The sequence below is a fragment of the Corynebacterium sp. HMSC074C05 genome (genome assembly GCF_001838325.1).
GTDB classification, from domain to species: domain Bacteria; phylum Actinomycetota; class Actinomycetes; order Mycobacteriales; family Mycobacteriaceae; genus Corynebacterium; species Corynebacterium amycolatum.
In genome coordinates, this window is record NZ_KV836285.1 from 1 (window position 1) to 21,337 (window position 21,337).

Genomic DNA, 21,337 nt, shown 5'->3' on the forward strand with positions numbered 1-21,337 from the left:
AACTCGCACAGTTTCACATTTGCAGCCCGTTGAGCTGGGCGTGGACCCCGCCTTTCCACACTGTTGGTTGTTGATTTCCATCGCGACGAAGCCCCGCGTGCACGGACTCCGTCGCTTCCTGTTACTCTCCGGCGAATGTCTCCAACTGCCGAATAGCGCCGGAGACAATCAACAGGTCACCTGCGGAAATGCGGTCGTCGGCAAGCGCAGGGCGGAAGCGCTGACCGCGCTTTTGTACGGCGACAACCGTAATCGGTGCGCTCTGGTTAATCTCCGCCACCGTCTTATCCAGGCAGTGGATTGGCGGCGCGACCTTGCCTACTGCGTAATCGCGGTCGAACTCCAGGAAGTCCTGGACCTTGCCGCCGATGAGGTGCGCAATACGACGACCGGTGTCGGCCTCCGGGCGAATGACGTGGTGGACACCAATCTGGCCCAGGATTTTGGCGTGGGCCTGGTTGTCGGCCTTTGCCCAAATCATGGGCACGCCCATGTCTACCAGCGCGGATGCAGTTAGCAGCGATGCCTCGATGTCACTGCCGATGGCGATAACAACACGTTCGGCTTCATCGACACCGAGCTGCTTCAGTACCTCCGGCATGGTGGTGTCGGCGGTGACCACATGGTCGAAGGTCGAAGACAGCTCCTGGACTACCTTTTCGCGATGGTCTACGCAGAGAACCTCGATACCGCCAGCGACCAGCTCCTCGCCGAGTGCCTGTCCGAAACGTCCCATACCGAGGATGACAACAGGCGAAGAGCTGGCTTGGTTGGAGAAATGCTCCGCGAAACCTGCGAACGGATTGAATTTCGAGTTAGCCAATGAAGGGCCTTTCTTCCGGATATTCATAGACGCGCTGGCGTGGGCGGGCGGCCAAGGCCGTCGCCAAGGCGATTGGGCCAACACGACCGGTGAACATCAGCACGATGAAGATTGCCTGTGCCGCCACCGGCAGGTCAGCGGTGATACCTGTGGAAAGGCCCACCGTGGCGAAAGCACTGACTACTTCAAAAAGGATTTGGTCAGTAGAAAACTGTGGCGCTAGGAAACTGACGGCGATTACTGCCAGGAATACCTGGCCAATACCGAAGGCCAGGACGACGAGGGCCTGGCGCAGCACCTTTGGGTTGAGGCGCCGCCTAGCCACGGACACGGAGGTGTCACCGCGAATCTCCGCGAGAACAGCGGCGAGAATGACTGCCGACGTCGTGATTTTCACGCCACCTGCGGTACCACCGGTGCCGCCACCAATGAACATGAGGAAGTCAGTGCCCAGCAGTGTGGACGGGTGGAAATCCGCGTAATCGAGCGCGTTGAACCCCGCGGTACGCGGGCTCACACCAGCGAAGAATGAGTTGAGTATCTTCTCCCCCGTAGTGAATCCAGACATGGCATTGGACCACTCCCCAAAAGCCACCATAAGCGTACCCAAAGCAATCAGCAGAATCGTGCCTTTAATGGTGAAGCGAGTAGTCAGCGACCAGCGTTTAGGCAGCTGTCCTCGAGTGCAGACACTAAGCCACGCTTTGCCGTGCCGCCAGGCCTCGAGCAAAACAGGAAAACCCAGACCACCCACGATGAGGGCGAAGGCCAGTGGCAAAAGCACCCAGGCATCGCTATAGAACCCGATGACATTGTCGGTATACAGAGCGAAGCCGGCGTTGTTAAAGCCGGAGATGGCATGGAACAAGCCTTCCCACACAGCTCTTCCCCAGCTGTACTCATAACCGAAGTGGAACCGCAGCGTTAGTGCCACTGCGACCACAAACTCCACCAACAGAGTGAAGCTAACAGCAGCACGGACAACCCATGAGATTTCCCCCATGTCCATACCGCGGCCTTCAACGCGGGCACCGGCACGGCGGTTAAGGCCGAGCCTTCCTGCTACGAAGAGGCCGAAAAGTGAAGCCAAGGTCATGAACCCGAGACCACCCAGCTGAATCAACAACATGATGACGACCTTGCCGAAGGTTGACCAATGGGTGGCCGTATCTACGGTGATCAGGCCGGTCAGGCTTGTTGCTGAGGTGGCTGTGAACAGCGCATCAGACAGCGCCGTGGGCAAACACATATCCCCAGGGCTCGGGGCACACTGCCCCGTGGGATGGCTATTGGCCGCCGAAATCGGCAGCATTAACAAAACCGTGCCAGCGGTTATCAGGGCGACATAACACCACACCACCAACGTCGTGGGACGAACTCCCCGACGTGATTTAGTGGCGTGCCGCGACAGCGTAATCACCATCGGAACGTTAGTCCTCGTGGCCAGCGATGTCGAGGGGAATGCTGATATTCCGCCTCTGCATATGCCGGGACTTAGCGGGGAGCTGCTTTACGACCCCAGACACCGTTGCAATATCCCGTACACATTTCGCGCCCCATCCCCGCCCCCACACCCCACCCCGCTTTGGCTACTGCGGAAACCTTGAGTTATGGTCAGATTCATGATGACACCCCTGATGAACACACCCGCGCCGTGCGGCGCACAGTGGTGGTGGCTCGCTTAAGTCCGCGAGCAACGTCACGTCATCTCATTAATGTCGACGGCAAACCCGTCAAGTACGAGCTCGCAAGAAGATAAATCTGGCGGGCTCTTTTCTTTTATCGGTTCGGCGAAGAGAACCAGGGCCCGCTGAAATAAACAACAGCAACGAAAGGCTCTCTTCAATGACTGATTACAACCCCAGCGCGGATGCCATCGCCAAGGCTTCAGCACCGACTGCAACCAGGGTGCCGTCGGCAAGCGTTAACGGCGCGGGCGAGGTGCGCGAAACCCTCTTGCCTGCATTTTTCGGTCGCTTCGGTGGACAGGAAGTGCCGGAGTTCCTGCTGCCAGCACTCGATGAGCTGGAAGCGGCTTACATCGAGGCGATGAGCGATCCGGAGTTCCAGCGCGAGCTGGAAGAACTGCGCCACGATTTCCTCGGCCGCGCAACCCCGCTGTTCGAATGCCGACGTCTATCCACGCCGAACACGACGATTGTGCTCAAGCGCGAGGACTTGAACCACGGCGGCGCGCACAAGGGCAACAACGTGGTCGGCCAGGCGCTGCTGGCAAAGCGCATGGGAAAAACCCGTCTCATTGCTGAGACGGGTGCAGGCCAGCACGGCACGGCCACCGCGATGGCCGCAGCGCTGCTGGGACTTGAGTGCGAGATTTACATGGGCGCACACGATGTCGCCCGCCAGCACCCCAATGTCGAGCGCATGGAGCTCATGGGCGCGAAGGTCGTTCCCGTCACCACCGGCGAGGCCGGTTTGAAGGATGCTATTGACGAGGCACTGGTCGAGTGGAGCAAGACTCTCGACTCCACTTTCTACCTGCTAGGCACAGCCGCTGGCCCGCACCCATTCCCCACTATCGTGCGTGAATTCCAGCAGGTTATTTCAAAGGAATCGCGCAGTCAGATGGTCGAGCGTTACGGCAAGCTTCCCGACGCTGTCATCGCAGCCGTCGGTGGCGGCTCCAACGCCATTGGCGCATTTGCTAACTACATCGACGACTCCGATGTCGCCCTCATTGGCGTCGAGCCTGCAGGTGAGGGACTCGACACCGACCGCCATGGCGCGCCCATCAATGGGGGCAAGACTGGTGTCCTTCACGGCATGCGCTCATTTGTCATGCTTTCCGACGACGGCGAGGTGTTGCCATCGCACTCCATCTCGGCGGGCTTGGATTACCCGTCCGTTGGCCCGGAGCAAGGCATGCTGAAGGAGAATGGCCGCGCCAGCTATGTCGGAATTACCGACGAGGAGGCGCTGGAAGCGTTCCAGCTGCTCAGCCGCATGGAGGGCATTATTCCGGCGATGGAATCCTCGCATGCGCTGGCGCAGGCCATTAAGATTGCGCGGCTCCGTGAAACCAACCCTGCCGCTGGTAGCGAGCTCGGGCTGCCGGTTCACGAAGGCGATGAGCCTTTGCTGTTGCTCGTGAACCTGTCGGGTCGCGGTGATAAGGATATGGAGCAGGTCCGGGAGTTCCTAAACCAGTAGGGATTGCTTCCCCACTAGCTGCCTAGCAGGAATCGGACCAAAGCTAATTCTTGTTAGGCAGCACGGCGATCGTCGGCGGCGATGCCCTGCTTCGGGTTCGCCTCCACGATGGCTTCGGCAAGCAGCGATGCCAGCGCATCCTGCTTGGATTCCTTGCCGTCCTGGAAAATCGGGGACACAGTATCCATAATCTCGTTGAATGCGTTCATCAGAGGTCACCTCTCTTAAGATCTCTTTGATCTTTATTGTTGGACTTATCCAACCGATTCTTTGCGATTCCGCAGTTGAAACAATGTTTCATCGAACCGTTTGGAACTTATGACTTGCAACCGTAGACGACAACACAAGACCTGGCAAGCACTAAACTTTATTTTTAGTTAACCTTTTGTTAACTTTTGGACGCTTTTTAGCTCAGGCACTGAGCCACAAACAGCGCCCCCAACGCCACCCCATGCCTCGCTTTACCGCCGTTGATAACGGCTTCAAAATCACGCTTTTTACACAGCCGAAAGCCAGGCGCGAAAGTCTCTTTTGGTCGAACATAAACTATCCCCACTGAAAGCGCTTGTAGCCATCGTTGAATGTGGGTTACATACCGCACTCAATCGTCACCCCGCACACGAATAGCCACCAGCTTCCCAGGGGCCTACCCCAGCGTCCGTTAAAGAAAAAGAACCCCCTGCCAGCATAAATAGTCCACCGACAGAGCTGCCGACCGCCGAAACCACTACCGTGAAGGCCATCCCACCCCTCTATCAACTCACCCCTAGCCTCGCTGGATGTGACCGCAGCCACGAAGCCTTCAACCTGAGGCAGTTTTCCGCCTTTACAGCGAACGAGCAGTCAGGGAAACAGAGCCCCAACGCCTCCCTCCCAAAACTGCCCCAACATCAGCCCAGCAAGCGGTTACCGACACAGGATTTAAAGCAGCGATTCGTCCACCGAGCCCCTATCCCAACCGACCTCAAAAACACCCCTGAAAGGGTGAGGTAAATCACATCACAAACGTCGCTAACGGCCGCTTAACCACGACCAGTGAACACCCCAATACGCCGAATAGCCTCTTCCATCTCGGAAGTCTCACCGGCGAAGCAGAGGCGAACCCACTCATGGCCGTTCTCTGTGTCGAAGTCGATTCCAGGGGCAACGGCCACGCCCGTTGCAGCCAACAGTTCCCGAGCCCATGTCATGGAGTCGACGGAGTTCGGGTCGTCGTAAAGCCCTGCAATATTGGCATAGATATAGAAACCGCCGTCGGGCGGGGCGATATTACCGAGACCGACGCGGGGCAGCCCCTCGAGCAAAACGTCGCGGTTGCGCGCGTAACGCGTCACGTGCGAATTGAGCTCGGCAATGGACTCGGCGCTGAACGCCTCTACCGCGGCTTCCTGCGAAATTGCCGGTGGGCAGACAGTGAGGTTGGCTTCGAGACGATCCAGGGGCGCACGCAGCCACTCTGGAACGATGAGCCAGCCGACGCGCCAGCCGGTCATCGAGAAGTACTTACTGACACTGCCGACTACGACCGCCGCATCAGAAAACTCGCGTGCTGACGCACACTGTCGACCATAGGTAATGCCGTGATAAATCTCGTCGGAGATGAGCAGGCAATCGTGCTGCTCGCACCACTTCGCAATGGCTCGCAGCTCGTTGGCATCGATAATGGTGCCAGTGGGATTGTCCGGACTGGTGACGATCACGGCCTTGGGCACGCGCGGAAGTTCCTGCAGGTGCTGGGCGGTGAGCTGAAAGCGGGTCTCGGGACCACAGTCAATCTCGACAATGTTGGCGCCGAGCGCCTGCAGAGTATTGCGGTATGCGGGATAGCCCGGGCGCGCGAGCACAATATCGTCGCCGACGTCGAGCGCTGCGAGGAAAAGTGCCACGAAACCGCCGGAAGAACCGGTGGTGATGACAACATCAGCAGCCTCCGTGGCCGTGCCATAGTTTTCACGATGCCAGGCGGCGATGGTTTCGCGCAGCTCAGGCGTACCGACGGCCGCTGTGTAGCCCAGAACCTGATTTTCTAAATCAGCACGAGCACGGGCAATCGCGGCAGCCGGGGCCGCAGTCGCGGGCTGCCCCACACAGAGGAATAGAGCGTCACCGTGAGTACGCTGACGCTCCTGTGCGAGCGCGAGAACATCCATCACATGGAAGGGTGCGACTTCACTGCGGCGGGATGCTAGATCGCGCTCGGGCTGGGATGCCTGCAGAGGCCCCGAGGGGTTTAACGGCTGCGGTGACTGCGACGACTTTGGCGACTGCGGAGATTCGGCGTGCATACCTTCATCTTTGCAGCCACCGAGGCCACCCGGGAAATCCAGTTCAGTCCGGGTGGGTGCACCAGTGAGGTATCCGAGTGCAGCCTGACCGCCTCGAGCATTATTTAAATGGAAATGCGGCCCTCAACTGCAGGTAGTGCAATGTCGGTGCGGTAGTGCGAGCCCTCGAGCTTAATGGTCTTGATGGTCTCGTACGCCTTGTCGCGAGCCTCTTCCAGCGTGTCACCAACGCCGATCACGTTGAGCACACGGCCACCAGCGGAGACCAGCTCACCTGCAGCATTGCGGGCAGTACCTGCGTGGAGAATGCCATCTGCCTCGCGACCAGGCTCTGCACCTTCAATGACATCGCCCGTGCGCGTCGACACCGGGTAGCCTTCAGCTGCCAGCACAACAGTCAGAGCGTACCCATCACGCCAAGACAGCGGACCGAAGTCCGCCAATGTGCCGGTAGCAGCGGCGTTGAGCAGCTGCGCCACCGGGGACTCCAGCAGCGCCAGCACGGCCTGGGTCTCCGGGTCACCAAAACGGCAGTTGAACTCAATGACAGCCGGGCCGTCCTCGCCCCAGGCCAGCCCCGCGTACAACAGCCCCTGGAAAGGGCAGCCGCGAGCGGCCATCTCACGAGCGACCGGCTCGCAGACCTCGGTAACAATGCGCTCAGTTGCGCCTTCTGGCAGCCAGGACAGCGGGCTGTAAGCGCCCATGCCACCGGTGTTCGGCCCCTCGTCGTTATTACCGACGCGCTTGTGGTCCTGAGCCGGCAACAGCGGAACGACGGTTTCGCCGTCGACCAAGCAGAACAGGGAAACTTCCGGGCCATCCAGGAAGGACTCCAGCAGCACCGGGTTACCGGCTGCCAGCACCGCCTTTGCGTGTTCAAGAGCTTCAGCGCGGTCCTTAGTGACCACAACGCCCTTGCCAGCAGCCAGACCGTCATCCTTCACGACCCAGTTCGGGCCAAAGCGGTCAATGGTGGCCTCGATGTCTTCGTCGGAAGCCTCCGGCTGAATAGCCTCTGCCGAGGCGGTCTTTACTCCAGCCGCCTTCATGACGTCCTTAGCGAAAGCCTTCGACCCCTCAATCCGAGCCGCGTCCGCGTTCGGGCCGAAAACTGCAAAGCCAGCGTCGCGCAGCGCGTCTGCCACACCCGCGACCAGCGGAACCTCCGGGCCAATAACAACCAAATCGGCCCCGATTTCCTTGGCCAGCGCAACAGCGCCAGCGGGGTCATCCACGACCAGTGGATGCATGGTGGCAATTTCACTCATACCCGCATTACCAGGGGCTACGTGAAGATCAGTAGCCTGCGGGTCCTTACTCATTGCGTACAACAGGGCGTGCTCACGGGCACCGGAGCCAATTACGAGGATGCGCATAGCAATCATCTTACTAATCAGCCCGGATAACTCTCATCGCACCCAACCCCTCAATCCGCTATTCGGGTTACCCTTGGCACATGAGCACAGTATTTACCAAGATCATCAACGGTGAACTCCCCGGTCGTTTTGTCTACCGCGATGACAAGGTCGTCGCATTTTTGACCATCGAGCCAATCGCACCTGGTCACACTCTGGTTGTCCCTGTTGAAGAGGTGGACAAGTGGACAGACGCCTCGCCTGAGCTGTGGGCTCATCTCAATGAGGTTGCCCAGAAGGTTGGTCAGGCTGTTGTCTCCGCTTTTGACGCTCCACGTGCTGGCTACCTCATCGCCGGCTTCGAGGTTCCGCACACCCACATCCATATCTTCCCTGCCCACGACATGTCCGGCTACAACCTCCAGTCGGTCGATCGCAATCCTTCCGCAGAGTCCATGGATGAGGCCGCCGCTAAGCTACGGGAGGCGCTCGGGACTGACGAAGACGGAAAGTTGGTGCGCTAATCGCCGCTTCAAACGAGGATTTTCGGGAAGAACAACTTCCGGTAGTCCCTGCCCCTGAAGCGCAGGAACCGGAGGCGCAAAAACCGGCTGCAGCTGAAGGATCAGCATCGCTCCCCTATGCCATCTTCCGTCCGCTGCGCGGTGTTTTCGAAGATAACTGGGGAGCCAAAGTGTCCAAATCCCGGCCGTGGCCGGTCATCCTCCTGCATGGAACAGGCCAGGTCAAGGGCATTTGGGAGACCCTCGGCGGTCAGTTACGGGAGGATGGCTGGGCTGTCTTCGCGCCAGATTTTGGGCACCGTGCAACAGACCCCATCAATCAGTCCATCGACATGCTCGTGCCTTACATCAAGGCTGTCCTGCACGCCACTGACGCAAAGCACGCCGTTATCGTGGGGCACTCGCAAGGCGGCTTAATTGCCACCCTGCTTTCTCTGCGCATTTCCAAGGACATCAAGCATGTTGTCTGCCTTGCCGCGCCCAATCACGGCACCAATCTGGGCGGCATCGCTTCCGGCATCACTAAGATTCCCGGCACAAAGTCGCTGATGAGCAACTTTGTGCAGAGCTACTGGGGCGTTTCCGGTTTGGAACAGCTCACGGGTTCAAAGATGGTTTTGAACTCCAATTCCCACGATATCCTCGGTCCCGGTGTTACTTACACCTGCATTGCCACCAAGTATGACCAGCTCATTTCCCCGCCACAGTCCTGTTTCTTGGATGATGGTGACACAGGCATGGTCACCAATCTCTATGTGCAGGACACGTTCCCTCAAGCCATCGTTTTGCACGAGCAAATGGCGCACGATTGGCGTCCCCGCGCGCTTACTCGCGAGGCACTATTCAAGCTGGTAGGCGAGGATTTTGACCCAATCGAGCATGCGGAATAGACCGCTCCTAACGCGGATTTTCCCACCGACAGCCGCACATCCGTCCTCACCAAATCCGAGTCCAGCGTCGGGGGACCTCAGAGACCCCGTTCCGGTTATCGCACTACATGGCACGCTCGATAGTCCCGGCGCGTGGGCACCGCTTGCCGACGGACTCCGCTCCCGCGGCCGCCGAGTCTATGTACCGGCCTACGGAGACCGTGGCACTGCTGCCCTCGTAGATTCTGTCGCCGAAGTCGAGTCCTATATCAACGGAGTCTGCACTGAAACGAACTCGGACACGGTCGATATTGTGGCTCACTCGCAGGGTGGGCTACTGGCTTTCCTGCTGTTTACGCGTCTTGCAAACCATGAATGCGAGCGTTTTTCGTTTCGACGTGTCATCAGTGTGTCGGGCTCTGTCGGCGGTGTAAATCTGACTGAGATCTCCCGCATTTTGGGCTGGTGGAATGGGGCTCCTGCCCGCTGGCTAATGGGACCGGCTTTAGCCGATCAAATTGCGGTAGCGGCAGGACAATATGAACTTCCTGCAGCCAACACCGCCCCACACCTCCGAGGGCGCAAGGCAGCCACACCTGACTGGATTAATGTCATCAGCCACCATGACAACCTGGTCATTCCATGGTCCGATACCGCGCAGAGCTTCCTGCCGGACAGCCAAACTGTTTTGCTCGAAACCGAGCTGAAGGGCAGGTCTGTTGCGCATTGGAAGCAGCAAACAGACTCCGAGGTGATCGACCTAATCACTCGGCTATTGGCGTAGGGCTTCGACCTAGAACTTGGTCAGCGACTCGCGCGCGGTGACGACATCCGCAAGCAGCTGCTGCGCGGCTGGCGAGGGGTTATCGGAGGTGAGGGCCTCGATGACGACGTCGGGAAGCCCTGCGGCGCGGTAGTCGTCGACAGTGACATCGCCGTACTCGAGGACCCCGTGGAGCCATGCGACTGCACGCGACTCTGGCGAAATGCAGCGTCGTGCGGTGCGTTCCTGCTGGACGAGCACATCACGGTTTTCCACCCCGCGCATCCCCAGCCGCGCAAGAGTGCGAGCAGCAGAGATGAGGTTCTCACCGGCAACACGATCCTGCTGATTCGGATTGGCCGGCGGCTTCTTACGACCACGACGGCGCACGTAGAGCTCCTGCTGACCAATACCGACCAGGGAACCATCGCGGTTTCGGATTACAGAGGTGTATGGAACGACCGTCGAATAGCCACCTTCGGTTTCGGCCTTAAGCTTTTCGACCATCTCATCCGGCACCTCTACCTCAAGGTACGCACCATTCTTACCCGGCCGGATAAATTCAAACGACCCAGTTCGCGTCCACGCCTCGTACTTCTTGACATCCAGACGCTGCATAACCAGCGTGCCAAACAGCACATCCGTCATCGAAAACAGTGCACCGCCAAATGCCGCGCCATGCATATTCGCAGTCAGAGCGTTTAGGCGCAGCTCCAATCGCCCCTCAGACCAGTCATCCGCAATCTCGGTGATACGGATGCCGGTGCCAAACAGCGGCGGCCAAATGTTCAGCAAGAACTTTGCCTTAGCCGGGGACATCTCTTTCTCAGCAAGTTTGTACAGGGTGCGTCGCAGCGATGGACCAATAGACATAACTACTTACATTAGGTGTTGACCGGACGAACGCGGGCATTATTGTCAGAAAACAAAAGTGTGTCAGCTTCAACACATGCTTTACGACGGTTCCCGCGCCCCACCTTTTATTAAGACAGCGACTATTTCAGCGACTATTTAGGCAGCAAACCGTTCCGCCAGCGTATTGACGCGCAGAGTGAAGAAATCCCGCAATTCCGCGTAGCGGGAATAACCATAAATCCCGCGGTCAGCTGGGTCATCATATTCCCAGCGCTCAGTCTCTACATCTGGCGCGATGTAGTCCGAAACGTCGATTTTCCCCACAACAATGACCACATCCGCACTGTCTGCGAGAGACGGCGTGAGTTGATGAGGATCGCCATCGCACCGTGCCCCCACCTCACAGAGCGCACGCCGCGCGTCTTCATCCAGACCGCGGTCATCATCATCGATGCTGATACCTGCTGACAAAACTGTCAGGCCTGGGGCAGCTTGCCGCAGCAGCCCTTCTAGTACGCGTGAGAGTCCCATGTTTGAACTACTGACAAAGAGCACCTCTGACATGGCTCTATCGTAGAATATTTTTCTCGGAGAAATCACCCCAGCTTGTGGGGTTTTCTGGAAGGTTTTGCAGAAAAATGCCAAAAGCGCCCATAGCGCAGGCCCTTCCCCGAGACCAGCCCTATCGACGCTTATGACTTAAAAACAAAGTCCACTTTACATGCGCATGTAACCCCTGTGAAGCATGGGGCTAGAGTTGCAGATGTGAACGCTCCGTGGCCTGTGATTTTCCGGCTGTCGGCGTTGCGTTACCCTGCTGTCGGTGTTGCGCTGTCCTGCTGTCGGTGTTGCGCTGTCCTGCTGTCGGTGTTGCGCTGTTCTGCTGCCGGTGTTGAGTTGTCCTATCGATGCAATATTCACCTATCGATACGCAGCAGCGTGGCCATAAGTGAATAGCTCATCCATATGTTGACCGGGACTTCCGACAACGTGCGCATAAGTGACAGAAATTTCCCCGACACCCCGCCCCGCCCGACAGGCATTTGCCCTTTAATCCGCCTTCAAAAGAATCCTTTGCTCCCCGCCCGACCTCATTAAACCGGATAAAATTGGCGGGGCCGATCGCTCGCGAATAGGAGAATCACCGTGACCGACTCTCGCGATATTAAACCTTTTGCATCCAACCGCGGCCCCAAAGTGACCTCCATCGGTGCCATCATCGGCGCAGCAGCAGTGGGCGGCCTGCTTCTCGGAGGTGTCGGTGCGGGCACCTGCTTGGCGGTCTTTGATTCGCCCGAGCGCTCTGACTACGTCATGCAGCCCGCGCAGCGTGAGGTGCAGGCTGACATCATGGACTCAGACGATGTGCTCACCCCGGAGGAAGAACAGCGCATGCTTCGCGATGTCTCCCGGATCGCCGCCCCTGACGTGGTCCAAGGGCTGCACTACATGGTCTTTGCCGAGAACAAGGAAAACGTTAATGACTCCGTAGAGGAGTACCTGCGCGATAACCACCAGGAGCTCATCGGCAAGGATAAGTTTGCTGATGGCCAGGTCTTCGTCGGCGTGGGCCTTGATCCGCGCCAAGCCTTCGTCTTCGCGGGTGAGGACGTGGCTGCTCAAATGAAGCTACGCAAGAATGACAGCCATCTGAAACAGTCCATCGAAGCAATTAAGCCGGGCGTGCGGGATGACAACATTCCTGCTGGCCTCTTTGCTGGCGCAGCGGCTGCAATCGACGTAGACCGTGCTGCGGATACTCAGTACGAGGGCGCAAAAGAGGACCGGATGGCGGCGGCCGTTGGCCTCGGGGTGGCGGGCCTGAGCGTTGGCGGCGCTGGTGTCGGCCTCGCCGGCGGTGTACGCCGCAGCCGGCAGAAGAAGACACAGCAGGCACGCGAGGACTGGGACTACGTGTCGCAGACCTACACCGATGTGGCGCAACGGCTAAGGGAGATTGATATTCGAGCGCACTCGCTCCAATCAGGGCTGGTGGATGAGCGCCTGCGCCAGGACTGGGAGGGTTTGCGCGATGACTTCCTAGCAATCGATAGCCAGGTTGGTTCCCTCATGTCGATTCCGGCGGATGCGCCAGATGAGCAATTCCGCTCACACTCCGAGCTCATCGCCAACGCGCGCCAACTGTGCGAGCGCGTGGAAACCGCTGAGGCCAATATTGAAAAGCTGCACCGCATTGAGAACGCTGATGCGGATGCTCGCCGCTATGAACTCTACGAGCTGGAGAAGGATCTGGCACAGGCAGGCTACTTGGCCGCAAGCATCGACTCGGCGCTTGAGCGCCACGCGAAGGAGTTGGAAGATGCCGCCACTGAATTATCCAAGGAACCACACCATCCGCAGTTCATGGAGCGCTACCTAGAACTCTTGGATCGCTCCGCGCTCTTGTCGGAGCACGTGCAGTCCCAGCTACAGAAGCGCAATGAGGCCGACGAGCGCCCCGAGCGCACGCGCATCTACGACTCTGATTTCTTCGCTGGCTCTGGCTACCACGGCTACGTGCCCTTCTATGTCGTGAGCACCTGGGATAGCGATGCCACCACTGCCCGCGACAGCTCTTCCAGTAGCGGTGGCGTCAACAGCGGGTTTAGCTCGGGGTTTTCCGGTTCAGGCGGTTCTTCCAGCTTCTAAGCCGACTTACGGGACAGAAGGGATGCGGACGTTCTGTTAGACGATTTCACCCCTCACGCTACTTACCCCCTACATTTTCCCCTTTAAACCAAAGAACCCCAGGCCGGAAAACTTCCTGACCTGGGGTTTTGGAGCCGGAAACGGGACTCGAACCCGTAACCTACTGATTACAAATCAGTTGCGCTACCAATTGCGCCATCCCGGCAACTTTAAAGCGACCCGTTTGGCGTTAGCCGTCGCTGGCTCGAAAGAATCAGAGTCAACCTGAGAATCGAACTCAGCTGTGCCGCTGACAGGCGATTGTACAGGTTGGCAAGCAGAAGTTAAAAACGACACCACAGGAATACTGCAACCGTACTTCTTGAACACTTTTCTGCACACTAAAAGCCCCGCTCAGATAAGTAAATTCGCCGCCTCAAAAACGAATTGAGATTCTCGGTCGTTGACGGGGTAGTGTGACTATCGCTAAAGCACTGGGGCTATGTTTCTGCAACGTCTCCGCATCGCGTCTTTGCAGCATCACTGCAACGCACCCCAGGCAGTATCGGGGAAAGGAAGTGTCGACATGCCATTCGATGGTGGCAACAACTCCAACGCCGAAGAAAACTCCGCCGCGAAGGATGATGCCTACGATGCCGAAGCCACTATCGCTTACGACACTGAAGCCACTGTCGCTTACGACGACACTCCACAGACCCAGTTTCCTGCAATCGAAGATCAGTCCACCTTCAAGCAGCGCGTGATTGATTTCGTTTCCGGCCCAACGGCAACTGTCGACCTAGTGCACTCGACCACTACCCCACTGCCGCTGGCACCGATTGATTATTCCGACCCCAGCCAGGTCACGGCCGTACTCGATCTCGCTGCTCGCATCGGCGGGCTGCTGCTGGCATGTGGCTCGGGCAACCGCGACACCGAGCTGCAGATTAAGGCCGTGACCTCAGCCTATGGTCTCACCCAGATTCAGGTTGACATCACGTTGACCTCCGTGACCGTCTACCACCTCATCGGCGCACGCCGTACCCCTATCACGGCCATGCGCGTTGTCACCTCACCAGTGCCCGACTTCGAGCGCTTACGTCACACCGATCGTGTCATCCGCCGAATCCGCGCGGGCCATCTGAGCCTGGAGGAGGCTATTGAGGCTATCGACAAAGTCGAGCGTGAGCCCGCAAAATACCGCCTCCGCGTCATCTACGCTGGCTGGGCATTGCTGGCTTCATCTGTGACAGTGCTGCTCGGCTCGAGTTTCGAGGTTGCCCTTATCGCAGCTGCGGTCACACTGGCCATCGTCATCGTGATTGGCGAACTCGCCGCCCGCGAGTTGCCCACATTCTTCCAGAACGCAGTCGGTGGTCTCATCGCCACACTCTCCGCTGCTGTACTCAATGCGGCGCAGGCGTATCTCCCCTTTGAAATGCAGCCATCCAGGCTAATCGCTTCGGGAATTATCGTGATGCTCGCCGGCCTAACCCTCGTGCAAGCACTGCAAGACGGCATCACCGGCGCACCTGTGACTGGCTCGGCGCGCTTCTTCGACACCATGTTGTTGACCGGCGGCATCGTCGCTGGCATCGCAATGGGCATCGAGTTTTCCGGAATGCTGGGCATTCCGCTTCCCGACGTCATCGCGGGCTCCGACCTCAACCTTGCACAGGCAACAGTGCGGGTGATAGCGGGAACTACCGCCTCAATCGCATTTGCGTTGGCCTCGAATGCTGGGTTCACCGCGTTGGCAGTGTCCGGAACGGTCGCCCTGCTGGGGTCAATGACCTACTACTACGTGTTGACTCCACTGGGAATTCATCCGGTGACCAGCGCCGGCGCGGCAGCAACGCTGATTGGTCTCATCGGCGGCCTGCTGGCACGACGTTGGTCCATCCCACCGCTGATTACGGCAGTGGCAGGCGTCACCCCGCTGCTTCCGGGTATGACAATCTACCGCGGTATGCACGCACTGCTGCACGACCACCCGACCAAGGGGTTTACGGCGCTGGCCTCAGCGCTGGGCATTGCGACGGCACTAGCTGCGGGCATTGTCCTCGGTGAATGGATGGCGCGTAGGCTCCGTCGCCCTCGCGCACTGCGCGAAGACAGTGGCCTGACCCGTCCAATCCGAGCCGGTATGCGTCGCATCCGTCCTGTGAATCCGCGGAACAAGCCTCGCCGTCCACGCAACTACCGCTTCAAGGGCGGTATGAACCCGCGCCTGGACTAGTCGCTGCGTGAACTGGTCGCTTCCGGAACCAGGTTGTCCACACCGCGCGACCTATCAACAACGTGGTAGAATTAGGTTTTTGAATTGTAAGTAGCGCTTAAAGCCGAAACTGCGTCATCACAATCCCATTCCTTCTCCGCTGAACTCGGTTGAGCTCAGTGACGGGAGCATATGGCTAGATGGCTGGCAGAAGTAGGTGTATTGGGCGCAATTAAGGCCATGCTTGCCAGGAGGATTCGTGCCACCGAAGGTCACAGACACTCGCACTGCTCAGAACGAGGCTCTTCACAAGGTCGAAGAAAAGACCGCTGCTGGCGCACGGCGAATTGTGGCTACCTTCGCCGAGGACTTCTACGATGCCGTCACTCTGATGTGCATGCTCGGAGTGGAGAAGGAAGGCCTGAGCTTCAAGAAGGTTCACGAGGAGTACGAGAAGGAAAACGCTCCGAAGACCGCAAAGCGCACACGCAAGTCCACTAAGAAGACCGCAAAGAAGACTGCAAAGAAGCCGGCCAAGAAGGCAGCAAAGAAGACCACTCGTAAGACGGCGAAGAAGGCTACAAAGAAGGCCGCCAAGAAGACGACGAAGAAGGCTGCTAAGAAGAGCACCAAGAAGGCAGCTAACTAACGGGGTCACGCAGCATGGGGCGGAGCGGGAAAAAGGCGGTTGCCACAGTAGCTGTCGTTGCGGCGGTGTCCATGACGGCTACCGCATGCCAGGCAAAGCCGGCAGCGGAGATCGTCGGCAAGCAATGGCAGATAACCGCGATTTTTGATGACCCAAACCTGCCCCACGGTGTGCCGGACGGAACTCAGGCGCCAACTATTACGCTGGGGCAGACAACATATACTTTTGCTGATTCCTGTGGCAACGGCTCTGGTTCGCTGCAGTGGAAGGGCGAGGCGGTCGAATTCGGCACCCCGGAGCAGACTCGCAGTTTGGACTGCTCAGACCAGGCGCAGACCTATTCGGAGCGCTTCCACAAGATTGTTGCGGGCGAATTCGCCTACAAGCAGGACAACAACGGTCTGCGCATGCGAGAGATGAAAGACACCAAGCCAGGCGAGGATCGCCGTGGCTGGACTGCGACAACCTCGGGTTACACCGAGGGGCGCTGACGCCACTTTTGATCAACAGGCGCATCGATGCCGGGGTGAGAAACCCGTGCGTAAGAACCGCGGTGGTAAATGAGCGGATTGATTTCTTCACGCTTGCCGATGGCCACAATATCCGCCGTCACGATCCAGTGATCGCCGCCTTCGTAAACATCAACTACCGTGCAATCGATCCACACGGAGCAGCCGTGCAATAACGGATTTCCCAGCTCAGAGCGGGTCCACTTCCCCGTCTTGAACTTTTCGCCATTACTGCGACCGAAGGCTGCCGAGATATCCTCCTGATCCTCAGCCAACACATTGACGGAGAAACGTCCAGCGTTCCGTATGTGCGGCCACGACCGCGAGGTCTTCATGACAGTAAACAGAACCATCGGTGGAGTGAGGCTGAGAGAGGAAAAAGACTGGCAGGCAAAACCGTACGGCTCACCTTCGTCCTCGGTGGCGATAATGGTCACGCCAGTGGTGAACTCACTCATCGCGCCACGGATAGACATTTCATCTAATTCGACGGGGCCGCCAAGTTCGACATGGTCGTGGCCGGTGGCTTCCAGATTATTGAAAGCCGCGGCTGATCGGTCGGTGCTCGAATTTGTTGAATCTGTCATGTAATAGACCTTAATCTGAATCCGAACACAGTAAAGACGAGGTGGGGTTTACCACCCCAGGAACCTCCGATAGCGCCACGATGTTGTTACCTCGTCGGCCCGCTACCCGGCTGACAGTGCCGACGGCGCTGCAGTCGTCGCTCCAACGACAAACTCAGTCTCCAACAAGACGCGAGGAGCGCGACCGCCGTCCTCGTGTGCGACCTCAAGCTCCTCGGCCAGCGCGCGGCCGACGGCAATGCCCTTCTGCCTATTCGGCTGAATCACAGTGGTCAGCTTGTGGAAGAGGGCGCGCTCAATTCCATCAAAGCCGGTGATGGACAGATCCTCCGGAACACGAATTCCGTTCTCCTCGGCATATTCCAAGACCGCAATTGCCTGAGTATCGGTAGTGCAGACCACTGCCGTGAGATCCGGGTTATCGGTCAGCAGCTGGCGAGCCGCATCGCGGTTGTTCTCGCGGTCATTGAGGTGACGCTCGATGATAGGCACATCTGCCTGCTGAATACCGCCCTCAGCAAGCGCTTCCAGCGCACCTTCGACACGATTCTTCTGCACCTGGTGATGAGCTTCTGCCAGCCGCTTCTCCGTGACATATCCCGAGTTCGGGGTACGCGACAAGCGCACCGAAAGGATTCCCACCTTGCGATGCCCCAACTCAGTCAGGTGTCGCACCGCGGGCTTGATGGCCTCACGGTCGTCGATGCCCACAAACGGTAGAGCCGTCGCATCTGCAGGCTGGTCGCACACGACCGTCGGCAAGCCGCGAGCGCGCACCGCAGCGAGGAACGGATCGTTGTCCGCGACGGAGTAGACCACGAAGCCGTCGACCACCGCCTGCCGAATCAGATTGAGATCTACGTCCCCGCCCTCCTCGGAGGAAGCTGGGATGACCAACATGGAGTCGCCCATTTCGCCGAGCTCTTCTGCAAGGCCGGCGAGAAAATCCACCGACGCAGGGTCTTCAAAAGCGAATGGGAGGTGCTCGGTGAACAGCACGCCGATGGCGCCAACCCGGCGCATGCGCAGACCCCGAGCCATTGGGTCCGGCCCCGGATAGCCAAGCCGCTCCGCAGTTTCCAGGATGTGCTCGCGCAACTTCTCTGAGAGCTGGTCAGGGCGGTTGTAAGCATTGGACACAGTCGTGCGCGAGACCCCAAGTTCTGCTGCGATGGAAGCCAAGGTGCCACGACGACGCCGACTTTGCACGGAATACCGACCCTTCTTGAAAAACCAACAGTGACTGCCCGCTCAGCTATCTTCACTCAGCTATCTCAGGTAGAAAAACCTCAGTTTCATGGAAAAGAACTGCAACGAGCATTACACGCATCTAATCGCGGACAACTTTACCCAACGAATGTGCGCGACTGTCATTTCTGCCACTCCGGCAGCAATCCGCCTTGTGACTGGGTCTCCGCAGCCCCTACTATATTCTTTGAACTAAAAGACAACTGTTTTCAATAGCGGTTAATGCTCAGAAGCTGAATAGAGGAAATAATTCAGCTCGCAACAGGATTGGATACAAATATGAAGGCACGCTTTTCCACGCGCATCGCGGCGCTAGTCGCCAGCGCCGGCCTCGTCGCAGGTCTCGGCGCATGCTCCAGCAATGATGACAGCACCACGTCCGCGGGCAAGTCCGAAGACACCATCAAGGTGGTCACCTCCACCAAGGTCTGGGCGGACGTCGCCGACGCAGTCACCGACGACGAGAAGGTCGCCATCGACCCGATTATCGCGTCCAACGACATCGATCCTCACTCCTACGAACCGGCCGCAGCCGACATGGCAAAGGTAGAGGACGCCGATATTCTCGTCGCAGGTGGCGGGCATTACGACGCATGGCTGACCTCCTCTCTGCGTGACGCAAAGGATAAGGTCATCATCTCTGCGCTGCCGCAGGAAGAGGGCCACAACCACAATCACGATCACGAGGGCCATAACCATGATCACGAGGGCCACGATCACGATCACGAGGGCCATGACCACGACCATGGCGACCACGACGGCCACGAGCACCACCACCACGATGGCGAGGCCAACGAGCACGTCTGGTACAACACCGATGCGGTTGAAGAAACTGCAGAGCAGCTCGCCGAAGCTCTGACCAAGATGGGCGCCAAGGCCGACACCAAGGCTGTCGATAAGGAAATCAAGGACATCGAAGAGGCCAAGAGCAAGCTCAAGGCCGCTAAGGTTGCTCAGGTTCACCCGCTGGCCGATGACATCCTGAAAGACACGAAGGTTAAGGACATCACCCCGAAGGGGTACCGTCAGTCCACGCTGAATGAGTCCGAGCCGTCGGCAAGAGATGTCAATGAAATGCTGAAGCTGATCGAGTCCGGAGAGCTGGACTACCTCATCGACTCGCCGCAGACCCACGACCAGGTCTCGCAGCGACTCGTCGAGGCAGCCAAGGCAAAGGGCGTTAAAATCGTCGATGTTTTTGAGTCGCCGAGCGCTGACCAGTCGTTCTTTGACCTCTACAAGCAAACCCTTTCCGATATGGAGTCCGCATAACTTTGCCCTCACTGACTTTTACTGACGCAGCCGTCGAACCGCTGTGGTCCGGTCTGAATTTGGATATCGAGCCCGGCGAGTTCTTGGCCATCCTGGGTCCGAACGGCGTCGGCAAATCCACGCTGCTGACCACCGCCCTTGGCATGCGGCGGCTGACTCACGGTTCAGTAAAAGTCGACGGGAATCTGGGATACATTCCGCAGCAGCGGATGTTCGAGCCCTCGCTGCCCATTCGGGTTCGCGACCTCGTCGAGCTGGCAGCTGGCAAGAACCGCTCCGCCACCGACGAGATGCTGGAGTTTGTCGGCGCAACGGGTATTGCGGACCGTCGTGTCGGCACGCTCTCTGGCGGTCAGCAACAGCTTGTGCGTCAGGCGCAGGCGCTCGTTTCGGCACCGGATTTTTTGCTTTGCGACGAGCCTCTGCTCTCCCTCGACCCTGCGGCACAACGGACCACGGTCGAGCGCCTGGACCGGCATCGCCGGGAAAATGACACGGCAGTCGTCTTTGTCACCCACGACATCAATCCCATCCTGGGTGTCTGTGACCGGGTGCTCTACCTGACGCCGCATGGACATGCGGTCGGATCGGTCGAGGAAATCATCACCTCAGAGACGCTCTCGGAGCTCTACCAAACCAAAATTGTGGTTGCCCGTGTCGAGGGAAAGTTGGTTATCGCCTAATGACCCTACTGGCTCAGTATTTCTCCGACACCGCCGCTCTACTCCAGGTCGGCTTCGTCCACAATGCCCTCATTGCAGCGGCACTGCTTGGGCTGATTTCCGGCATCATCTCGCCACTAATCGTCATGCGGCAGATGAGCTTCACTGTCCACGGCACCAGTGAGCTGGCACTCATGGGCGCATCCGCGGCTCTACTACTTGGTGTCAGTGTCAGCAGCGGTGCCATTATCGGCTCGGTGCTCATCGCAATAGTCCTGGCGGCGCTGTCGCTTCGAGGGCGCCAAGATGCGGTTGTGGGCGTGGTTTTGAGCTTCGGCATGGGCTTATCGGTGCTATTTATCCACCTCTACCCTGGCCGGACAAGTACCGCGTTTTCACTTCTCACCGGCCAGATCATTGGTCTGACTGACACTTCTCTATGGACGATGGCCATCGTCGCGGTCATCGTCGTCGGCGGCGTTGCCTGGAAATGGCGGCCGCTGCTATTCGCCTCCGCTGACCCCATCATGGCCGCCGCCTGTGGTGTCAACGTCAAGGCGCTATCGATCTACTTCGCGATTCTCACCGGTCTCGTCGCCGCCCAAGGCGTGCAGATTGTCGGCTCCCTGCTCGTCATCGCCCTGATTATCACCCCGGGTGCCGCAGCCGCATTCGTTACTGCCTCGCCGGTGAAGGCCATCATCCTCTCGACCATCTTCGCTGAGGTCGCGGCTGTCGGCGGCATCGTTCTCTCGCTCGCACCGGGTATCCCGGTCAGCGTTCTAGTGACGACAATCGCGTTTGTCATCTACCTGATTTGCTACGCCATCGGAACGGTGCAGTCGCGTAAGGCAACGCGTGACGACGTTCAGGCTGCCAAGTGGAGAAAATAGACACATACGCTTTTCGGAGTAGC

Annotated in this window: 20 protein-coding genes and 1 tRNA gene; 11 read left to right on the forward strand and 10 right to left on the reverse strand. The window is 58.4% G+C overall.

What is annotated here, in order from left to right; genetic code table 11:
* Positions 1-121: 121 nt before the first annotated feature.
* Entirely contained in the window at positions 122-823 is a 702-nt protein-coding gene (locus HMPREF3042_RS03380) for a potassium channel family protein (RefSeq protein ID WP_070833248.1), read from the reverse strand.
* Positions 816-2,246 carry a TrkH family potassium uptake protein gene (locus tag HMPREF3042_RS03385; protein WP_070856070.1) on the reverse strand — a complete coding sequence of 477 codons (1,431 nt, stop codon included), beginning with the start codon at positions 2,244-2,246 and terminating at the stop codon, positions 816-818. The genes HMPREF3042_RS03380 and HMPREF3042_RS03385 overlap by 8 nt, the downstream gene beginning before the upstream one ends.
* A gap of 422 nt (positions 2,247-2,668) precedes the next feature.
* On the opposite strand from HMPREF3042_RS03385, the gene trpB reads away from it, so the two are divergent.
* Positions 2,669-3,994: a tryptophan synthase subunit beta gene (gene trpB / locus HMPREF3042_RS03390; RefSeq protein WP_070856071.1), complete on the forward strand. Its 1,326-nt coding sequence runs from the start codon at positions 2,669-2,671 to the stop codon at positions 3,992-3,994.
* 53 nt (positions 3,995-4,047) lie between these two features.
* Here the strand turns inward: trpB and HMPREF3042_RS10835 are convergent, their stop codons facing one another.
* From HMPREF3042_RS10835 to purD, 3 genes are all read right to left on the reverse strand, one after another.
* Positions 4,048-4,203, reverse strand: a complete 156-nt coding sequence (locus HMPREF3042_RS10835) for a hypothetical protein (RefSeq protein ID WP_162837147.1) — start codon at positions 4,201-4,203, stop codon at positions 4,048-4,050.
* An 813-nt stretch (positions 4,204-5,016) separates the two neighbouring features.
* Positions 5,017-6,144, reverse strand: a complete 1,128-nt coding sequence (locus HMPREF3042_RS03395; protein WP_070856217.1) for a pyridoxal phosphate-dependent aminotransferase — start codon at positions 6,142-6,144, stop codon at positions 5,017-5,019.
* Between the two features lie 239 nt (positions 6,145-6,383).
* The gene (gene purD, locus HMPREF3042_RS03400) at positions 6,384-7,658 is read right to left on the reverse strand and encodes a phosphoribosylamine--glycine ligase (protein WP_070856218.1); all 1,275 of its coding nucleotides are present in this window, start codon (positions 7,656-7,658) and stop codon (positions 6,384-6,386) included.
* Between the two features lie 80 nt (positions 7,659-7,738).
* Between purD and HMPREF3042_RS03405 the strand changes: the two genes are divergently transcribed.
* The 3 genes from HMPREF3042_RS03405 to HMPREF3042_RS03415 all read left to right on the forward strand — a co-directional run bounded on the left by HMPREF3042_RS03405 (position 7,739) and on the right by HMPREF3042_RS03415 (position 9,814).
* The gene (locus tag HMPREF3042_RS03405) at positions 7,739-8,161 is read left to right on the forward strand and encodes an HIT family protein (RefSeq protein ID WP_005511554.1); all 423 of its coding nucleotides are present in this window, start codon (positions 7,739-7,741) and stop codon (positions 8,159-8,161) included.
* A gap of 170 nt (positions 8,162-8,331) precedes the next feature.
* Positions 8,332-9,051: an esterase/lipase family protein gene (locus tag HMPREF3042_RS03410; protein ID WP_070856072.1), complete on the forward strand. Its 720-nt coding sequence runs from the start codon at positions 8,332-8,334 to the stop codon at positions 9,049-9,051.
* The gene (locus HMPREF3042_RS03415; protein WP_070856073.1) at positions 9,041-9,814 is read left to right on the forward strand and encodes an esterase/lipase family protein; all 774 of its coding nucleotides are present in this window, start codon (positions 9,041-9,043) and stop codon (positions 9,812-9,814) included. Before HMPREF3042_RS03410 ends, HMPREF3042_RS03415 begins: the two co-directional genes overlap by 11 nt.
* Before the next feature lie 9 nt (positions 9,815-9,823).
* On the opposite strand, the gene HMPREF3042_RS03420 is transcribed toward HMPREF3042_RS03415, so the two are convergent.
* Together HMPREF3042_RS03420 and HMPREF3042_RS03425 are read right to left on the reverse strand one after the other, a co-directional pair.
* A complete protein-coding gene (locus HMPREF3042_RS03420; RefSeq protein WP_038626554.1) occupies positions 9,824-10,666 on the reverse strand; it encodes a PaaI family thioesterase in 843 nt (280 codons plus the stop codon).
* Between the two features lie 138 nt (positions 10,667-10,804).
* The gene (locus tag HMPREF3042_RS03425) at positions 10,805-11,179 is read right to left on the reverse strand and encodes a hypothetical protein (RefSeq protein ID WP_016421434.1); all 375 of its coding nucleotides are present in this window, start codon (positions 11,177-11,179) and stop codon (positions 10,805-10,807) included.
* 615 nt (positions 11,180-11,794) lie between these two features.
* Here HMPREF3042_RS03425 and HMPREF3042_RS03430 point away from each other — a divergent pair.
* Positions 11,795-13,297, forward strand: a complete 1,503-nt coding sequence (locus tag HMPREF3042_RS03430; protein ID WP_070856074.1) for a hypothetical protein — start codon at positions 11,795-11,797, stop codon at positions 13,295-13,297.
* A 129-nt stretch (positions 13,298-13,426) separates the two neighbouring features.
* Here the strand turns inward: HMPREF3042_RS03430 and HMPREF3042_RS03435 are convergent.
* Positions 13,427-13,502 (reverse strand) — tRNA-Thr (locus HMPREF3042_RS03435).
* 360 nt (positions 13,503-13,862) lie between these two features.
* On the opposite strand from HMPREF3042_RS03435, the gene HMPREF3042_RS03440 reads away from it, so the two are divergent.
* The 3 genes from HMPREF3042_RS03440 (at position 13,863) to HMPREF3042_RS03450 (ending at position 16,634) form a co-directional block, all read left to right on the forward strand.
* Positions 13,863-15,515, forward strand: a complete 1,653-nt coding sequence (locus HMPREF3042_RS03440) for a threonine/serine exporter ThrE (RefSeq protein WP_070856075.1) — start codon at positions 13,863-13,865, stop codon at positions 15,513-15,515.
* Between the two features lie 238 nt (positions 15,516-15,753).
* Positions 15,754-16,143: a hypothetical protein gene (locus tag HMPREF3042_RS03445; RefSeq protein WP_070856076.1), complete on the forward strand. Its 390-nt coding sequence runs from the start codon at positions 15,754-15,756 to the stop codon at positions 16,141-16,143.
* Between the two features lie 71 nt (positions 16,144-16,214).
* Positions 16,215-16,634 carry an META domain-containing protein gene (locus tag HMPREF3042_RS03450; RefSeq protein ID WP_246822303.1) on the forward strand — a complete coding sequence of 140 codons (420 nt, stop codon included), beginning with the start codon at positions 16,215-16,217 and terminating at the stop codon, positions 16,632-16,634.
* Here the strand turns inward: HMPREF3042_RS03450 and HMPREF3042_RS03455 are convergent.
* Both HMPREF3042_RS03455 and HMPREF3042_RS03460 read right to left on the reverse strand, forming a co-directional pair.
* Positions 16,616-17,239, reverse strand: coding sequence for a flavin reductase family protein (locus HMPREF3042_RS03455; RefSeq protein WP_070549860.1), 624 nt, complete (start codon positions 17,237-17,239; stop codon positions 16,616-16,618). The two genes, HMPREF3042_RS03450 and HMPREF3042_RS03455, sit on opposite strands and share 19 nt — an antisense overlap.
* A 102-nt stretch (positions 17,240-17,341) precedes the next feature.
* Positions 17,342-18,448, reverse strand: coding sequence for a LacI family DNA-binding transcriptional regulator (locus HMPREF3042_RS03460; protein WP_070856077.1), 1,107 nt, complete (start codon positions 18,446-18,448; stop codon positions 17,342-17,344).
* Between the two features lie 318 nt (positions 18,449-18,766).
* On the opposite strand from HMPREF3042_RS03460, the gene HMPREF3042_RS03465 reads away from it, so the two are divergent.
* The 3 genes from HMPREF3042_RS03465 to HMPREF3042_RS03475 are packed head-to-tail and all read left to right on the forward strand — an operon-like array spanning position 18,767 to position 21,314.
* Positions 18,767-19,759 carry a metal ABC transporter solute-binding protein, Zn/Mn family gene (locus tag HMPREF3042_RS03465; RefSeq protein ID WP_070856078.1) on the forward strand — a complete coding sequence of 331 codons (993 nt, stop codon included), beginning with the start codon at positions 18,767-18,769 and terminating at the stop codon, positions 19,757-19,759.
* A 2-nt stretch (positions 19,760-19,761) separates the two neighbouring features.
* Positions 19,762-20,442 carry a metal ABC transporter ATP-binding protein gene (locus tag HMPREF3042_RS03470; protein WP_070856079.1) on the forward strand — a complete coding sequence of 227 codons (681 nt, stop codon included), beginning with the start codon at positions 19,762-19,764 and terminating at the stop codon, positions 20,440-20,442.
* Positions 20,442-21,314: a metal ABC transporter permease gene (locus HMPREF3042_RS03475; protein ID WP_070856080.1), complete on the forward strand. Its 873-nt coding sequence runs from the start codon at positions 20,442-20,444 to the stop codon at positions 21,312-21,314. The genes HMPREF3042_RS03470 and HMPREF3042_RS03475 overlap by 1 nt, the downstream gene beginning before the upstream one ends.
* Positions 21,315-21,337 lie beyond the last annotated feature (23 nt).

Coding starts and splice junctions, on each gene's coding strand:
- HMPREF3042_RS03415 (WP_070856073.1), top strand. CDS start 9,041: ATGCGGAATAGACCGCTCCTAACGCGGATTTTCCCACCGACAGCCGCA.
- HMPREF3042_RS10835 (WP_162837147.1), bottom strand. CDS start 4,203: ATGAACGCATTCAACGAGATTATGGATACTGTGTCCCCGATTTTCCAG.
- HMPREF3042_RS03455 (WP_070549860.1), bottom strand. CDS start 17,239: ATGACAGATTCAACAAATTCGAGCACCGACCGATCAGCCGCGGCTTTC.
- HMPREF3042_RS03405 (WP_005511554.1), top strand. CDS start 7,739: ATGAGCACAGTATTTACCAAGATCATCAACGGTGAACTCCCCGGTCGT.
- HMPREF3042_RS03465 (WP_070856078.1), top strand. CDS start 18,767: ATGAAGGCACGCTTTTCCACGCGCATCGCGGCGCTAGTCGCCAGCGCC.
- HMPREF3042_RS03475 (WP_070856080.1), top strand. CDS start 20,442: ATGACCCTACTGGCTCAGTATTTCTCCGACACCGCCGCTCTACTCCAG.
- HMPREF3042_RS03450 (WP_246822303.1), top strand. CDS start 16,215: ATGACGGCTACCGCATGCCAGGCAAAGCCGGCAGCGGAGATCGTCGGC.
- HMPREF3042_RS03385 (WP_070856070.1), bottom strand. CDS start 2,246: ATGGTGATTACGCTGTCGCGGCACGCCACTAAATCACGTCGGGGAGTT.
- purD (WP_070856218.1), bottom strand. CDS start 7,658: ATGCGCATCCTCGTAATTGGCTCCGGTGCCCGTGAGCACGCCCTGTTG.
- HMPREF3042_RS03440 (WP_070856075.1), top strand. CDS start 13,863: ATGCCATTCGATGGTGGCAACAACTCCAACGCCGAAGAAAACTCCGCC.
- HMPREF3042_RS03425 (WP_016421434.1), bottom strand. CDS start 11,179: ATGGGACTCTCACGCGTACTAGAAGGGCTGCTGCGGCAAGCTGCCCCA.
- HMPREF3042_RS03395 (WP_070856217.1), bottom strand. CDS start 6,144: ATGGATGTTCTCGCGCTCGCACAGGAGCGTCAGCGTACTCACGGTGAC.
- HMPREF3042_RS03420 (WP_038626554.1), bottom strand. CDS start 10,666: ATGTCTATTGGTCCATCGCTGCGACGCACCCTGTACAAACTTGCTGAG.
- trpB (WP_070856071.1), top strand. CDS start 2,669: ATGACTGATTACAACCCCAGCGCGGATGCCATCGCCAAGGCTTCAGCA.